Source organism: Micromonospora sp. CPCC 205558 (genome assembly GCF_036902955.1).
Classification (GTDB): Bacteria; Actinomycetota; Actinomycetes; order Mycobacteriales; family Micromonosporaceae; genus Micromonospora.
The window spans coordinates 112,690-128,437 of the sequence record NZ_JBAKHR010000018.1; the positions used below are offsets into that span (position 1 = coordinate 112,690).

Here is a 15,748-nt window from a genome sequence, read left to right on the forward strand (position 1 = left end):
GATCGCTCGTGCACCCGCGAACCCGCGCCACCCTGACCAGCGCCGGCCTTGCCCTCACCCTGGCGCTGACCGGCTGCGCCGCCGACACCCGCAACGGAGACAGCGTGTCCGCCGAGCAGGACCCATCCGCCACTCCGGCCGACGAGCCATCGCCGTCCGCCACCCCCACCCCACCCACCGCCGCCCCGGCGGACTCCTCCCCGACCGGCCGACCAACACGGTCTCGGACTCCGCTGCCGACCTTGGGCCCGCCCACCGGGCCACCCCGCGAGCCGTCCGACCTGCGGAAGAAGCACCTGGTGGCCGGCCGGATCAACAGAGGCGGCGACGGGCCCTGCTACGGGCTGATCACCGACGACGGCCAGCAGTACGCGCTACACGGTGCCGGCCTGGGGACCTTCGGAGTCGGCGTGGTCGTTCGGGTCACCCTCGGTCCGGCCGACCCGGCAGTCGACTGCGGTCCGGGCATCCCGGCCAGCATCGTCAAGATGAGCACCGTCGGCTGAACCAACACCGCCAGTCCGAGGCGCCCGGGGGTCGGCAGAACGGCCGCCCGGTACGGGGGTCCTAGGCTGTCAGCCATGACTGACCAGCGCGGCGGAGCCGTCGACGAGTCCTGTGTCCTCACCGAAGGGCCGTGGACGCACCGCTTCGTCGGCGCCAACGGCAGCCGGTTCCACGTCGTCGAGGCCGGCACCGGGCCGATGGTGCTCTTCCTGCACGGCTTCCCGGAGCACTGGTGGGCGTGGCACCAGATGCTGCCGGCGGTCGCCGACGCCGGCTTCCGCGCGGTCGCCGTCGACCTGCGCGGCTACGGCGCCAGCGACAAACCACCCCGGGGGTACGACGGCTACACCCTCGCCGCCGACATCGCCGGGCTGATCCGCGCGCTCGGTGAACGATCCGCGACGATCGTCGGCAGCGGCCTCGGGGGCATGGTCGCCTGGACGGTCGCCTCGTTCCACCCGTCCCTGGTCCGCCGGCTCGTGGTGCTGGGGGCCCCGCACCCGCTGCGGCTGCGCGCCGCCATCTTCGCCGACCCGCGCGGGCAGTTCACCGCCTCCACCCCGGCGTTGAAGTTCCAGCTACCCCGCTACGAGCACGTGCTGACCCGTGACAGCGCCGCGGCGGTCGGCGAGATCATGCGCCGCTGGGGCGGCCCGCACTGGGTGGCCGGGCCTGACTTCGAGGCGTACGTCGAGCGGTGCCGGGAGGCGATGCGCATCCCACAGGCCGCGTTCTGCGCTCTGGAGGGTTACCGCTGGGCGTTCCGCTCGCTGCTGCGGCTGCACGGCTACCGGTTCGTCCGTCTGATGCAGAAGCCGCTGGGCGTTCCGACCCTGCAACTGCACGGCGCCCTGGACGCCGCCTCCCTGCCCCGGACCGCGCTGGGCTCCGGCCGGTACGTCGTCGCGCCCTACGAGTGGCGACTGCTCGACGGGGTGGGGCACTTTCCGCACCTGGAGGCACCGGAGCTGGTGCTCGGCGAGATCCTGCGGTGGGCGAAGACCTGACCGGTCAGACCCGCTGCTCCCGCAGGTCGGTGACCTCGGCGGCCGGCGCCCAACCCTGGTAGACGCCGAAGTCGAAGACCTCCAGCCGCATCGCCTCGGCCACCGGCCAGCGACCACCGGTGTATTCCACCCGCAGCCAGGCGTCGTGTTCGCCGAGCACGATGAACGGCTGCCCCTTCCAGGTGCAGGTGGTCCGCACGTACGCCAGATCCTCGATCTCGCTCGCCGGCAGCACCCGGACGTAGCGGCCCGCCCGGACCTCCTCGAACCCCTCACCGGGCTCGGGCTGGTATAGGCGGATGTCGTCGCCGTCCGGGCTGGCCTGGTATTCCCGGCCCTGCCAACGGGCCACGTAACCGTCGCGCATCACGCCTCCCCGACCCGTCGCCAGGTGACCGAGTCGGTGTCCAGCTCCGCGACCACCCGCTCGGTGCCGTCCGCGCCGATCCGCCAGAGTTGGGCGCCGTGCGGCAGGCGCGCGCTGTCCACTTTGAACTCGGCGACCACGTCGCTGCTCTCGCCCGGGGCGAAGCCGTTGCCCCGGAACGGCGCGCGTTCGATGACCCAGCCTTCCATGGCCCGCATCGCCGACTCGTTCTGACCGCCGTACGGGATGCGGTAGAGGCTCGGCCGGTGCGCCGGCCAGCGCAGCACGTAGATCTCGTCGGCGTCCGGGGCGAACGGTGAGCCGGGGTAGCTGAGGCCGAGCGCGTCGTGCAGCTGGGCCGGTGTGGTCAGGTGGGACAGTTCACCGGCCCGGTGCACGAACCCGGACACCCGGTCGTACCCACGATCCAGGTAGTACGCGAGCTGGCTGGGCGCGATCGCCTTCTGCATGACCGTTGGCCGGGTCGGGTCGACCGCCGCGGGGGCGTACCGGGGGCGGGCGGTGGGCTCGGCCACGGCCGGCGCTTCCTCCTGGTCCACCTCCAGGTCGTCGCCGAGCCCCACCTCGGCGGCCCAGTTGGCCAACGCGACGATCTGCTCGCCGGGCAACTTGGCACCGACCGGCGTGCCCGGGTTGACGGCGAACGACCAGTCCTCGTCGGGCCAGCGCCGGATCAGTTGTGCGAACTTCACCCGGACGGTGTCGACGTCCCCCTCGACATGGTCGGCGAGGCGCTCCGGCGACGTGTAGACCACCACGTACGTCTCGCCGTCGAGCTGCCCCGTGCGCCAGACGAAGCCCGGGTCCCCCGGGCGGCTGCCCCGCACCGAGTCCGGTGCCGCCGGCAGCAGCACCCGGGCCAGCAGCAGGGTGGACAGGAAGGTGTCGGTGCTGCCGGAGCCGGCAGCGTTGAGCAGGTCCTCCTCGACCGTGTTGGCCGGCTCGAAATCGACAGGCGTCGGCTCGTCGGCCGGCGGGCGCGGACCATCGTCAGCGATCGTGCTCTCGCCGCCGGCCCGGTCCGTACCGGCCAGGTCGACCGACGAACCACCGCTGTCGGCGAGATCGACGTCGACCGGAGCATCGGTACGCTTTTCGCCCACGCTGGGCTGGGCGGCCTCGGCCGGCGCGGTGGGGTGCGGGACGGACGGGCTCGGGGCGGGCGGGCTCGGGGCGGGCGGGGCGGGGCTGAACGACGGGGGCCTGGACGGGCTGGGCTCGAAGGTCGACGGACCGAACAGGCCGGGGTCGGCGGGCACCGAACCGAACGGTGGCGGGGCGGTCGCGGCGGGGCTGGGAGACGACGGGCTGAACAGGCCTGGACCGGAGGGCGCCGAGCCGAACGGTGGCGGGGTGGCCTCGGCGGGGCTGGGCCGGCGGGCCGCCTCGAACGGCGCGGTGTCTTCGACCGGGTCGGTGAGGTCACGGGACTCGATGATGGTGCCCTCGATGACGATGGGCGTGAAGCCGCGGCGCGGCGCGGGTGGCCCGGAGACCGGTTCCGCGACGGACGCCGGCAGATCCTCCGCCGGCCCGAACCGGCCCGGCCGGTCCTGCGGGATCGCCTGCGTCGCCTCCGCCGACAGGCCGGACCGCCCAGGCGCACCGGTCAGTGGAGGCCCACCGGTCATCCGGAACGCGCGGGTGGGCTCCTCGGCCAGTGGGTTGTGCCGGCGCGGAGGCAGCGGCTGGGTGATCTCCTCGCCGGATGGCGGCGCGTCCAACCCCCGGGACGCGCCGAGACCGCTCTCCGGCCGACGGATCTGCTGGGTTGCTGCCGGGTCAGCTGCCATCTGGAAGGCCCGCGTCGCCGTGTCGTCGGCCGTCGCATCGGCTGGGCGGCGGCGAGGAAAGGGCTGGCTGCCTCGCCCGAACCGGGTCGGCGGGGCCGCCCGGTCACCGGGACGCCCTCCACTCTGGGCCGGATCGCGGGCTGGGCTGGGGTCGAAGAAGGAGCGCCGAGGTGCCGCCTGGGGGCCACTGTTGCCGCTGCCGGTGGCGGGGCCGTCGACGTCGTCCGGCTTTGTCGCCGCCGGCCAGCCCATGCTCGGCCTGGGCTGATCGGTGGTGGGGCTGGCGGACGCCAACGGGGTGAACCGGGACGGCCGGCCGGTGCGGGGCAGGGCTCCGGTGCCAGGCGCGGGCCGGGGCGGCTCGGTCGGGTGCCGCTGGCCGGCGGCGGGCAGGTCCTCCTCGCCGGGTCGGCGCGGCGGCTCAGGGGGCACGGATGACCGGGGTGTCGGGCCCGGCACCGATGGGGCACCCAGCCGGGGAGCGCCGTCCCGCGTGGGCCTTCGGGGCGAGATCGGGGCACTCTCGGGGCCGGACGAGGCCGCCCCCGTCGCCGGAGACGATCCAGCGGCTGGCGCGGCGTCCCGGGGTGGCATGCCGGGCCGGGTGCGGGCCAACGTCTCGGCCCGCTCCAGGCGAGCGCGGGCACCCATGGCACGGCCGGGCAGTCGCACGTCGCCTCGGGACAGCTGCGACACGAACCAGGCCGGCAGGTAACCCTCGACCGGCAGACCCGGATTGACGGCGAGCCACCACTCGTGGTTGGGCCAACCGGCCGCGAGATCGGCGAAGGGGATGCGTCGGTTGCTGCCGGCGTGATCACCGAGGCAGGCCCGCAGTGCGGCGGCGGAGGTGAAGGCCAGGACGTGGGTTCGGCCGCCGGTGGTCCAGGTGCCCCATCCGGCGGCTGACTGGCCGGGCCGCGTCGGCGCGGAGACCGGCAGCAGCACATCGGTGCGGGACAGGAGCCGGAAGTAGAGCTCCTGGTCGTTGGCGCGCAGCGCGTCGCGCATCGCCACCTCGGCCTCCGTGGCCGGCTCCCATTCGGTCACGGCCACCTCCCCTTCCGAGAACAGGCCACAGGTATCGCGTACAACCTACAAGGTGGCATCAAGATCACAATGGCTGGCCGGTGGCGGTCTGCCAGAGCGCGGCGGAGGCGATAACATCCCGTTCCGGAGCCGACACGATACGGAGGGTGTCGATGTCCCGAGCGATCACGCGCCCCGTCCTCGCAGGTCTGGCCGCCAGCCTGTTGACCGTACCGGCCCTTCCGACCGTCGCCGCCGCCGCCGGGCTCCGGGCCGCACCGGCCTGCGCCACGCCACTCGCCCCCGTCCGACCGGTCGCGGCCACACCCTGGCCACAGCAGCGGTACGACCCCGCGCGGCTCGCGCCGCTGGCCACCGGTGCCGGGGTGATCGTCGCGGTGGTCGACTCCGGGGTGGACCGGGTGCACCCACAGCTGGCTGGGCGGGTGCTGACCGGCACCGACCTGCTCGACAGCGGCGGGGACGGCGGTCGGGACTGCGCCGGGCACGGCACCGGTGTGGCGAGCATCATCGCGGCGGCACCCCGCTCCGACGTCGCCTTCCGCGGGCTGGCGCCGGGTGCCCGGATCCTGCCGGTGCGGGTGAGTGAGCAGCAGGTGGTGCAGGGGCGCGAGTCGGGGCGTACGGTCAGCGCCGACGAGTTCGCCCGGGCCATCCGGTGGGCCGTCGACCACGACGCCGACGTGGTGAACCTGTCCGTGGTGCTGTACGCGGACGACCCGGAGGTCCGTGCGGCCGTGCGGTACGCGGTCGACCGGAACGTGGTGCTGGTGGCCGCCGCCGGCAACCTGCACGACAGCGGCGACCCCCGACCGTTCCCCGCCGGTTACGACGGGGTGCTCGGCGTGGGCGCGATCGGGGCGGACGGCGGGCGGGCGACGTTCTCGCAGACCGGCCCGTACGTCGACCTGGTCGCGCCGGGCAGCGAGGTGCTGACCGCCGCCCCCGGTGCGGGCCACCATCGGGTCGAAGGCACCAGTTACGCGGCGCCCTTCGTGGCCGCCACGGCCGCGTTGCTGCGGGAATACCGGCCGGAGCTGACCGCCGCCCAGGTGGCGGAGCGGATCATCGCCACCGCCGATCCAGCTCCCGGAGCGGGCCGGGGCGGCGGGTACGGCGCCGGCGTGTTGAACCCCTACCGCGCGGTCACCGAGACCAGCGGCGGGCGGGCGGCCGGTGCGCTGCCGGTCGCCGCGCTCGCCGACGAGCGGGCCGACCCGGCGCAACTCGCCCGCCAGACCCGCCGGGCCGCCGCGCGTGACCGGGCTTTGCTGGTCGGTGCGGTGGTCGGCATGACGGCGGTCACCGTGGCGCTGCTGGCCCTGGTGGCGCCCCGGGGCGCCCGTCGACGCTGGCGCCCTGCCGGCCCGGCCTGAGCTCGCCCACCTGCGGCCCCGGCCCCCGACCGGCTGCGGGCGGGGCGCTGGCCCGGCCACGGTCAGCGCTCCCGGCCCACATCGCTCACTGGAACAGCCCGGTGTTCTTCTTTTCGGTGTCCAGGTAGTCGGTGGCGGAGTCGTTCACCGCCAACCTGATGTCACGCAGCATCGCCTGGAGGTCCTGTGAGGCCGAACGCCATCGCGCCTGCCGCTGCTCGTAGGCCTGCCGCGCCTCGCCCGTCCAACTCGCCACCAGCGGCGCGGCGTCCCGTTCGAGTTGACCGAGTTGCGCATCGAGGGTGTTCAACGCCTTCTGAATGTCAGCGCCGGCCTGCTGCAGCGCGGCGAAGTTGACGACCAGCACACCATGGTCCATCGGATTCCCTCCCCAGTGGGATCAGAGCGGCAGTTGGATGCCGCCGCGGTTGGTGCCGGCCACCCGGCTGGCCACCTCGTCGTCGGACACGTCGTATTGCCGGCCGGCGGTGCGGATCGCCCCGGCCGTCTCCCGCAGCGCGCGGTGCAGCGCGGCCTGGTCCTGTGACCACTGCTGCTTGACCTGCTCGAACGACCGCCCACCAGCGCCACGCCAGGCCTGCTGCAACACCTCCAGCTCGGCCAACAGGCCGGTCAGCATGGACTGCAACGACTGGTCCACCTGCTCGAACTTCGCGGCGGTCTGCTGCATGACCGCGGCTTCTGCCTTGGTTTGGGACACCCGGACGTCACCTCGTCTCTCGGATCGCACCTGGCCGTCGACGCGCCCACCCTGGGCGACGCGTCGTCGCTTGGCCCGGTCGTCGAGCACTGAGACACGGGTCAGCGAAGGACTTCGTGGCTGACGGTAGCGACCTCGTAGCGGTTCTGCTACCCCCCGCCCTTCCCCTGTGGACAACCGAGGCGGCCATCGGTCGCTTACGATGTGCCGCAGCCACGTCGCGGCGCGTGACGGCCCGTCGGGGGCGGTCGGCCGCCCGACCCGGTCCCCACTGGTCGAGGAGGCACGGTGCCGGCGATCACCACCGGAGGGCCACTCGCAGCGACCCCGATCGGCTCCGAGGCAGGCGACTCCCCACCCACTCCACGTCGCCGGTCGCCCAGCCGCCGGTCGTCGGTGGACCGCTGGGTCGCGGCCGGCCGTCGCGCGGGCGCACGAGCGCGAGCCGGCCAACTGGTCACCGCGCAGGTCGCGACGGCGCTCGTCCTCGTCGCCCTCGGCCGACCCGCACCGGTCGTCACGGTGGCCGCCCTGGCGGCCGTGCTGCTGGTGGCGGCCGCCTGGGTGCCCGTTCGGGGGCGGTGGCTCTTCGAGTGGCTGGGCACCGCCGTCGGGCACCTCACCCGTCGGCGGGCGATGACCGGGCCGGCCGGAGCGGCCGAACTGCTCGACCTGGTCGCCCCGGGCACCGTCGTCCGCTCGACCGAGCTGACCGGCGGGCCGGCGGCCGTCCTGGAGGACACCACCGGCATGGTCGCGCTCCTGGAGCTCGGCGACCCGGGCGATCTGCTGGGTGACGCGTCCCAGTCGATCCCCGCCCCGGCCGCTCTGCTCCCGCCGGCCGGGCCGGACCTGCCCCCGCTGCTTGTCCAACTACTGCTCGCCGGCGCACCGGCACCGGTGCCGAGCGCCGGTGGCACAGTCGGCACGTCGTACCGGCAGCTGACCGACGGGCGGCTCGCCGGGCGGGAACGGGCGGTGGTGGCGGTCCGGGTGCTGCGGGTGAACGGTTGGTCCGAGGAGGACCTGCGCCGGGTGCTCGCCGGCACGGTTCGCCGGATCGTCCGACGCCTCGGATCGGTGGCCGCGCGGCCACTCGGGGTGCCCGCGGCGCTGCGCGTCCTCGGCGAGTTGGCCCACCAGGACGGCGAACCGGTCCGGGAGACCTGGCCGGTGATCCGGTCCGGCACGCTGGTCCAGGCCACCTTCCTACTGACCCAGTGGCCCGACCCGGGCGGCAGCGCTGGACGCCGGCTGGTGCCCCGCCTGCTCGCGCTGCCGTCGACCGCCACGACGGTGTCCGTGTGCTCAGGTCCAGCGCCGACGATGACGATGTCGTCGGGGCCGCCGGCGACCGGCGGGGTGTCGACCGAGCTGACGGTACGCCTGGCGGCCGGGACGGCGACCGAGTTGACGGCGGCCACCGAGGCGTTGATCCGCCTGGTGACCGACCTGGGCGGAAAGCTGCGACGGCTCGACGGCGCGCACCTGGGCGGGCTGGCCGCCACCCTGCCGCTGGCGTTGGCGGCGTCCGGAGCGCAGCCCCACCCACCGGCACTCGGGGCGCAGCACGCCCCAACGGTGGACGACTGGGAGCTATCCCTTGGCGACGCGGGTCTGATGGTCGGCACCAACCGGCACGGCCGGGCCGTCACCGTGCGACTGTTCCGGCCGGAGAGCACCCGCGTGCTGCTGGTCGGCGGGGTGCCCGCAGCCCAACTGGTGGCCCTGCGCGCGCTGGCACTGGGTGCCCTGGTGGTGGTGCAGACCGCCCGGCCACGCGCCTGGGAGCCGTTCGTCCGGGGGGTTGGCGCGCCGGGCGGCACGATCCCGTTGCTCCCGCCCGGTCGGGCGGTCGCCGACGGCGTGGGCACCGCGCTGCGTCCGTTGCTGCTGGTCGTGGACGCCGGGCCGGTGGCAGCCGAGGCCGCGCCGGGTCCGCCGTGGCGGGCCACATTGGTGGTACGCGACGAACTGACCCCGGCGGACGTGGACGCGTTGAGCCGGGCCGACCTGGCGTTGCTCCAGCCGCTGACGTCCGCCGAGGCCACCCTGGCCGGAGCCGCGCTGGGGTTGGGCGGCTCCGCCGAGTGGCTGACCCGGATCCGGGCGGACATGGTGGCCGTGGTCAATCGCCGGGCGCTGCGCTGGGCACTGCTCTCCCCCACTCCGATCGAGGCGCAGCTGATCGGGCCGCCCAAGCGCGGCTGATCACCAGGATGGCCAGCTGCCGGGTTACGCCGGTGCGTGGTCCGTGGCACGATCCCCGCCATGGGTTTTCTGAAAGGTCTGCTGATTCGGCTGGCCAGCACAGCTCTGGCTTTCTGGCTGGCCACGCTCCTCATCCCGGGCATCACTCTGGATTCGAACTCGGCCACCGAGACGGTGACCACGCTGCTTCTGGTGGCGGTGATCTTCGGTGTGGTCAACGCGGTTCTCCAGCCGATCATCAAGACCGTCGGCTGTGGCTTCTACCTGCTGACCCTGGGCCTCATCGCCCTGGTGGTGAACGGGTTGTTGTTCCTGCTCACCAGTTGGATCGCCGACCAGGCCGGGCTGCCGTTCTCGGTGGACGGTTTCTGGCCGGCAGCCGTGCTGGGCGCTCTGTTCGTGAGCATCGTGACCTGGATCCTCGGCGCCGTCCTCGACCGGGACTGACCGCCAGACAGCACCGACCCGGCCCGCCGGGGCCCCGACCTCGTAGGGGGCTCCGGTGGGCCGATGACCAGAGTTCGGGAATTGGCCGGCCGGAGCGCCCACCTCGACGGTTAGCGTCGCGGCATGTTCTCACTGACCCACACCGACGGCCACCAGCTCAGCACCGATCCGGCGCGGATCGATCTGGACCTGGTGCACGACTGGTTGTCCACCGACGCGTACTGGGCGCTCGGGCGGGACCGGGAGACCACCGAGCGGGCGTTCGCCGGCTCACTGCCCTTCGGCATCTACCGGCCGGAGGACGGCCGCCAGGTGGCGGTGGCCCGGGTCGTCACGGACGGCGCCACCTTCGCCTGGCTCTGCGACGTGTACGTCGACCGCGCCGCCCGAGGCCGGGGGCTGGGCGGGTGGCTGGCGGGCGCGGTCCGCGACCACCTGGCCGAGCTGGGCGTACGCCGGATCCTGCTCTGCACGAACGACGCACACCAGGTGTACGCGGGGGTCGGCTTCACGCCGCTGGATGCCCCGCAACGGTGGATGCAGCTCGACCGGCGGCCTCCGGTGACGCCGATCACCGGAAAGGAACCAAGCAGCACTACGCCCCTTACGGTGGAGGCGTGACGTCTCTCCGCCTGGGATACCTCTACGGCCTCGGCGCGTACCTGCTCTGGGGTTTCTTTCCGCTCTATCTGAAGCTGCTGCGACCGGCGGGCCCGCTGGAGATCCTGGCCCACCGGATCGTCTGGTCGGTGCTCTTCGTGGCCCTGCTGCTGGCGGCGCTGCGCAACGTCGGCTTCCTGCGGGCGCTGCTGCGCCGCCCCTGGGCGGTGGCGGGGATCGTCGTCGCCGCCGCGCTGATCGCTGTCAACTGGGGCACCTACATCTACGGGGTCAACTCCGACCGGGTGGTGGAGACCGCGCTCGGCTACTTCATCAACCCCCTGGTCGTGGTGTTGCTCGGGGTGACGGTGCTGCGGGAGCGGCTACGCCCGGCGCAGTGGGTGGCGCTCGGGATCGGCGCGTCGGCGGTCGCGGTGCTCGCCGTGGACTACGGCCGGTTGCCCTGGCTGGCGTTGACCCTGGCGTTCAGCTTCGCCGGCTACGGCCTGGTCAAGAAGCGGCTCGGACTGCCGGCGGCCGAGGGGCTCTTCGTCGAGTCGGCGGTGCTGGCGTTGCCGGCCCTGGGCTACCTGGGGTGGTTGACGGCGAAGGCCGACCTGACCTTCGGGCACGTCTCGGCCGGACACACCGCGCTGTTGGTGCTGGCCGGGGCGGCCACGGCGATTCCCCTGCTCATGTTCGCCGGGGCGGCCAACCGACTGCCCCTGAGCAGCCTCGGCATGATCCAGTACCTGGCGCCGATCCTTCAGCTCGGCTGCGGTGTGCTGATCTTCCACGAGCCGATGCCGCCGGCCCGCCTGGCCGGCTTCGCACTGGTCTGGCTGGCCCTGATCGTCTTCACCGCCGACGCCGTCCGCACCTCCCGCCGCACCCGCCAGTCCCGCCGATCGACCCCGCTCCCGGCCCCGGTCCCCACCCCGTAATCCCACCCCCGATCCCCGCGATCTTGCAGTTTCGGTCGCCGATATGCCCTGCCATGCCCCTTATGAGAGCGCAGAAAGTGCAAGATCGCGGAGGACCGGGGGCGGGTTAGGGGACGGCGTAGGTGAGGAGCGGGGTGCCGTCGGCCTTCTGTAGCTCCACGCTGGTCAGCTCGGCGTCGGTGAACCTCGTGGCGCCGGTGAAGCTGAGGTCGTCACCAGGGGCCGCGAGCCAGGAGCCGATCTGCTCGGTGGCGCCGTTCGGACCACGCGCCACCAGCCGGAACGGGTACGCCTTGCCGTAGCTCGTCCGCGCGTCGTACCCGCACCGCATGGTCACCTGGGTGCCCCACTTGGTGCCGACCAGCCCGATGTCGGCGTGCACCGGGCCGGCGGCGGCCACCGGCCGCATGGAGACCATCGACACCTGCGGGCCGGGGGTGCCCTGTGCCTGCGGGGAGGGTGCGACCGGTCGGGGCAGCACCGCTGCCGTACCGACACCGACGACCAGGGCCAGCCCGGCGGCGGCCAGTGTGGTCAGCGCGTACCGTCGCCGGTCAGCGGTGCGTTCCCGACGACGCCGCCGGCGGGCCTCGTCGAGCAGCGCGGGCACCCGGGGCGGGGCGGGCGGCGGCAGGATCTGCTCCAACCCCGCCGGGTCGAGGCGCCCGAGCAACCCGGGCAGGACGGCGATCTCGGCGACCGCCTCCCGGCACGAGGCGCAGCCGCCGAGGTGCCGCTCGTAGGCCGCCCGCTCGGCCGGGGCCAGGGCGCCCAGGACGTACGCGCCGTCGTCGTAGGCGAACTCGCACCGGGTCATCCCGTCACCCCCATCTCGGCCAGGACCAACCGTAGAGACCGCAGCGCGTAGTGGGTGCGGGATTTCACGGTCCCTGGCGGTACGCCCAGGCGGGACGCCGCCTCGGCCACCGACCGCCCCTGGTAGAAGCACTCGACCAGCACTTCCCGGTGGGTCGGGCTGAGCCGGTTCAGCGCCTCGGCGACGGTCCACGCCTCCACCGCGCGTTCGGCCTCGTCGATCACCTCGGGTGGTTCGGGCAGATCGTCGGTGAACACCTCGCCGACCCGGGTGGATCGCCGCCGCCAGGCGTCGATGGCCAGGTTGCGGGCGGTGGTGAACAGCCAGGACCGCACCGATCCACGTCTCGGGTCGAGTGACTCCGGATGTCGCCAGGCCCGCAGCAGCGTCTCCTGTACCAGGTCCTCGGCCCGCTGTCGGTCCCCGTTGACCAGCCGCAGGGCATGGGCGTACAGCGCCTCCGCGTGCTCGTCGTGCAGCGCGCGCAGCAGTTGGGCGTCGTGGTCGCTGATGGCGGTCTCCTCGCTTCCGGCGCGCGTCCGGCGGTGCGTTCGCCGGGGAATACGTGCGGTCACGCCAATAGGTTCAGCCCGAGGTCAGGCCGGTTGCGTGACGGTTGCGTGCTGGTTGCCGCCCACGAAGGTGTTCATGCCCGGTTCACACAGCGGCCGACGAGCGCTCACCACGTCCTCCTAGCGTCCGGCTGGTACGCCGCCTGTCGTGCCATCGACTTCTCTGGAGGCCTCTCCCATGAGCGACCGTCCCCGGCTGCTCCCCCTGTTGACCGGCGCCCGGCATGGCACCCGTGACGCCATGACGTGTCTGTACCGGTGCGGAAACGCCTGTGACCACCCGGTCCCGAACACCTCCGACAACGCGTACTTCGGCGACGTGGTGAACGCCGAGATGTCCCGGCGTGGCGTGGTCCGGGCCGGCGCGGTGGGCGCGCTGGTGCTCGGTTTCGGCGGCGCGGCAGCCGGTGCGCTCGCCGGCGCGGCCCCAGCCCTGGCGGCCCCGACCACCACCCCGGACGTTCCGGAGGCGTTCGGTTTCGGGCGCCCCAGCACCGGAGTCGGCAGCGGCGCGCTGACCTTCAAGCCGATCCCGCCGAACAAGCTGGACACCCTGGTCGTGCCGAACGGCTACGACCACGCCGTGGTGATCAAGTGGGGTGACCCGGTGCTGCCGGGCGCGCCGGAGTTCAACCTGCGCCACCAGACCGCCGCCGCGCAGTCCAGGCAGTTCGGTTACAACAACGACTTCGTGGGTGTGCTGCCGCTGGACAAGCAGGGCAAGCGGGCGCTGCTCGTGGTCAACCACGAGTACACCAACGAGGACCTGATGTTTCCGGGCTTCCCCGGCCTGGACGGGCTCTCCGTGGAGCAGCTGCGCACCGCCATGGCCGCGCACGGCATGTCGGTGGTGGAGCTTGAGCGGGTCGCGGGCACCGGGCAGTGGAAGCCGGTTGGCAAGGGTCCGCGGCCGTACAACCGGCGGGTCACCGCACTGAGCACCAAGTTCGACCTGACCGGCCCGGCCGCCGGCTCGGCCTGGCTGAAGACCGCCGCGGACCCCAAGGGCCGTACGGTCGTCGGCACGTTGAACAACTGCGCCGGTGGCGTGACCCCGTGGGGCACCGTGCTCTCCGGCGAGGAGAACTTCAACCAGTACTTCGTGGGGGCCGATGCCGCCCCGGCCGAGCTGAAGCCGAAGCTGGACCGCTACGGCATCGGCACCGCCAGCCGCTACCCGAGCGGCAGCCGCAGGTGGGAGCGCGCGGACGAGCGGTTCGACCTGGCGAAGCACCCGAACGAGGCACACCGGTTCGGTTGGGTCGTCGAGATCGACCCGTTCGACCCGGAGAGCCGCCCGCGTAAACACACCGCGCTGGGCCGGTTCAAGCACGAGGGCGCCAACGTGATCGTCGCGAAGGACGGCCACGTGGTCGCGTACATGGGCGACGACGAGCGGTTCGACTACCTCTACAAGTTCGTCTCGGACAAGAAGTTCATGAAGGGCAACTCCTGGGCTGCCCGCAAGCACAACCTGACCCTGCTGGAGTCCGGCACGCTCTACGTGGCGAAGCTCGACCAGAGCAGCGCCGCCGAGATCGACGGCTCGGGCAAGCTCCCCACCGACGACGCGTTCAACGGCCGGGGTCGCTGGATCAAGCTGGTCAGCGGCAACCGGTCGTTCGTCGACGGGATGACCGCCGCGGACGTGCTCACCTTCACCCGGCTCGCCGGTGACAAGGTCGGCGCGACCAAGATGGACCGCCCCGAGGACGTCGAGCCGAGCCTGCTCACCGGCAAGGTGTACGTGGCGTTGACCAACAACACCAATCGCGGCGTCGGCAACAACCCGAAGGCGGACGAGGCCAACCCGCGCAACGCCAACAAGCACGGGCAGATCCTGGAGCTGGTCGAGGACCGCAACGACAACGCCTCGGAGACCTTCGCCTGGTCGCTGCCGATCGTCTGCGGCGACCCGACCGACCCGTCGACCTTCTTCGCCGGGTACGACAAGACCAGGGTTTCCCCGATCTCCTGCCCGGACAACGTCGCCTTCGACGCCACCGGCAACCTCTGGATCTCCACCGACGGCAACGCGCTGGGCAGCAACGACGGCCTGTTCGCGACGGCGGTGGAGGGTCCGGAGCGGGGCCACCTCAAGCAGTTCCTGACCGTGCCGATCGGCGCGGAGACCTGCGGCCCGTTCATCACCGGCGACAACCGCTCGGTCTTCGTCGCGGTGCAGCACCCGGGCGAGATCACCGGGGCCTCGGTGGAGAACCCGGCCTCGAACTGGCCGGACGGTGACTACGCCAAGCCGGGCGTGGTGGTCACCTGGCGCCTCGACGGCGGCCCGGTAGGCAGCTGAGCGGCCCTGACGTTGTTCCCGGCGGTCCGGCGCTGGACCGCCCCGAGAGGCCCTCTCCCAGCCGGGGAGAGGGCCTCTCGGCGATCAGTTGTCGGCGGCGATGCCATCGGCCACGCTGCGGGCCACGCTGAGCAGCTTGGCGCGTACCACCCGGGCGGAGGTCATCATCTCGCTGGCCGGCAACGCGCAGGCCAGCACGGTGCGGCGTTCCATGTCCTTGTCCGGCGCGACGAGCACCGCGGCGCAGGCCACCCCCTGCCGGAACTGCCCCATCTCCAGCTGCATGCCGCGCCGGTCACCGGCGGCCAGGTCGGCCTCGAAACTCTCGGTGGTGGTCAGCGTGGCGGTGGTGAACGGGCGCATGCCGTACTCGCGCAGATAGCGGTAGCGCTGGTCGCTCGTGAGGGTGGCGAGCAGCGACTTGCCGAGAGCCGTGGCGTGCGCCCCCTCGTCGAAGCCGGGGACCAGGTCCTCCAGGTGGGGCGAGCGGTGCCCCTCGGCGACCGCGGTCAGGGCCACCTGGCCGCCGACGAACCGACCGAGGTAGTGGCTGTAGCCGGTGTCCAGGGCGGCCCGCCGCAGCGTCTCGCCGACCACCGGCGGGCCCCGGAACGCGGTCACCAACTCCCGGTACCGGTCGGCCACCTCCAACCCCACGATGTACGTGCCGTCCTCGCGACGGATCACGTAGCCCTCGTAGGCGAGGGTGCGGACCAGGTGGTAGGTGGTTGCCACGGTCAGCTCACAGCGCCGGGCGATCTGCTTGACGGTCAGGCCTTTCGGGGCGCGACCGACCGACTCCAGCACCCGTAGCGCGCGGGACACGCTGCGAATCAGGTCCGAAGGTTCTGCCAAGGGGTCGCGCACAACCACCTCCGCCGCCGGGGACTTACACCATATGAAAAACAGGCCCGGTGCGAAATGCCTGTTCGGGTCGAGGATGCCAGATCACCATCCACAGCTTGTGCCCAGTCGATCACCAGGAGTGCCCTGAGCCGGGCTCGCGT

Annotated in this window: 15 protein-coding genes; 8 read left to right on the top strand and 7 right to left on the bottom strand. The window is 72.8% G+C overall.

What is annotated here, in order from left to right:
- Window positions 1-8 precede the first annotated feature (8 nt).
- Both V6U86_RS21050 and V6U86_RS21055 read left to right on the top strand, forming a co-directional pair.
- A complete protein-coding gene (locus V6U86_RS21050) occupies window positions 9-506 on the top strand; it encodes a hypothetical protein (RefSeq protein WP_334505560.1) in 498 nt (165 codons plus the stop codon).
- A gap of 75 nt (window positions 507-581) precedes the next feature.
- A complete protein-coding gene (locus tag V6U86_RS21055) occupies window positions 582-1,514 on the top strand; it encodes an alpha/beta fold hydrolase (protein ID WP_334505561.1) in 933 nt (310 codons plus the stop codon).
- Between the two features lie 4 nt (window positions 1,515-1,518).
- Here the strand turns inward: V6U86_RS21055 and V6U86_RS21060 are convergent, their stop codons facing one another.
- Window positions 1,519-1,884 carry a hypothetical protein gene (locus tag V6U86_RS21060; RefSeq protein ID WP_030334177.1) on the bottom strand — a complete coding sequence of 122 codons (366 nt, stop codon included), beginning with the start codon at window positions 1,882-1,884 and terminating at the stop codon, window positions 1,519-1,521.
- Window positions 1,881-4,745 (bottom strand): SseB family protein, encoded by a 2,865-nt coding sequence (locus V6U86_RS21065; protein WP_334505562.1) that lies wholly within the window; start codon window positions 4,743-4,745, stop codon window positions 1,881-1,883. The genes V6U86_RS21060 and V6U86_RS21065 overlap by 4 nt, the downstream gene beginning before the upstream one ends.
- A 152-nt stretch (window positions 4,746-4,897) precedes the next feature.
- Here V6U86_RS21065 and mycP point away from each other — a divergent pair, with 152 nt between their 5' ends.
- Entirely contained in the window at window positions 4,898-6,121 is a 1,224-nt protein-coding gene (gene mycP, locus V6U86_RS21070) for a type VII secretion-associated serine protease mycosin (RefSeq protein WP_334505563.1), read from the top strand.
- Window positions 6,122-6,206: 85 nt separating this feature from the next.
- On the opposite strand, the gene V6U86_RS21075 is transcribed toward mycP, so the two are convergent.
- Together V6U86_RS21075 and V6U86_RS21080 are read right to left on the bottom strand one after the other, a co-directional pair.
- Window positions 6,207-6,500, bottom strand: coding sequence for a WXG100 family type VII secretion target (locus tag V6U86_RS21075; protein WP_030334171.1), 294 nt, complete (start codon window positions 6,498-6,500; stop codon window positions 6,207-6,209).
- Window positions 6,501-6,521: 21 nt separating this feature from the next.
- Window positions 6,522-6,842: a WXG100 family type VII secretion target gene (locus V6U86_RS21080; protein WP_030334170.1), complete on the bottom strand. Its 321-nt coding sequence runs from the start codon at window positions 6,840-6,842 to the stop codon at window positions 6,522-6,524.
- A 288-nt stretch (window positions 6,843-7,130) separates the two neighbouring features.
- On the opposite strand from V6U86_RS21080, the gene eccE reads away from it, so the two are divergent.
- From eccE to rarD, 4 genes are all read left to right on the top strand, one after another.
- Window positions 7,131-9,053: a type VII secretion protein EccE gene (eccE, locus tag V6U86_RS21085; RefSeq protein ID WP_334505564.1), complete on the top strand. Its 1,923-nt coding sequence runs from the start codon at window positions 7,131-7,133 to the stop codon at window positions 9,051-9,053.
- A 60-nt stretch (window positions 9,054-9,113) separates the two neighbouring features.
- Complete coding sequence (locus V6U86_RS21090; protein ID WP_124778570.1) at window positions 9,114-9,500, top strand: phage holin family protein; 387 nt, start codon at window positions 9,114-9,116, stop codon at window positions 9,498-9,500.
- A 123-nt stretch (window positions 9,501-9,623) separates the two neighbouring features.
- Window positions 9,624-10,121 (top strand): GNAT family N-acetyltransferase, encoded by a 498-nt coding sequence (locus tag V6U86_RS21095; RefSeq protein WP_334505565.1) that lies wholly within the window; start codon window positions 9,624-9,626, stop codon window positions 10,119-10,121.
- Window positions 10,118-11,044, top strand: a complete 927-nt coding sequence (rarD, locus tag V6U86_RS21100) for an EamA family transporter RarD (protein WP_334505566.1) — start codon at window positions 10,118-10,120, stop codon at window positions 11,042-11,044. The genes V6U86_RS21095 and rarD overlap by 4 nt, the downstream gene beginning before the upstream one ends.
- A gap of 106 nt (window positions 11,045-11,150) precedes the next feature.
- Here rarD and V6U86_RS21105 read toward each other — a convergent pair whose 3' ends face one another.
- Window positions 11,151-11,861, bottom strand: a complete 711-nt coding sequence (locus V6U86_RS21105) for an anti-sigma factor family protein (protein WP_334505567.1) — start codon at window positions 11,859-11,861, stop codon at window positions 11,151-11,153.
- Entirely contained in the window at window positions 11,858-12,373 is a 516-nt protein-coding gene (locus tag V6U86_RS21110; RefSeq protein ID WP_051708644.1) for a sigma-70 family RNA polymerase sigma factor, read from the bottom strand. Before V6U86_RS21110 ends, V6U86_RS21105 begins: the two co-directional genes overlap by 4 nt.
- 238 nt (window positions 12,374-12,611) lie before the next feature.
- On the opposite strand from V6U86_RS21110, the gene V6U86_RS21115 reads away from it, so the two are divergent.
- Window positions 12,612-14,741, top strand: coding sequence for a PhoX family protein (locus V6U86_RS21115; RefSeq protein WP_334505568.1), 2,130 nt, complete (start codon window positions 12,612-12,614; stop codon window positions 14,739-14,741).
- Window positions 14,742-14,825: 84 nt separating this feature from the next.
- On the opposite strand, the gene V6U86_RS21120 is transcribed toward V6U86_RS21115, so the two are convergent.
- A complete protein-coding gene (locus tag V6U86_RS21120; RefSeq protein ID WP_334505569.1) occupies window positions 14,826-15,608 on the bottom strand; it encodes an IclR family transcriptional regulator in 783 nt (260 codons plus the stop codon).
- Window positions 15,609-15,748 lie beyond the last annotated feature (140 nt).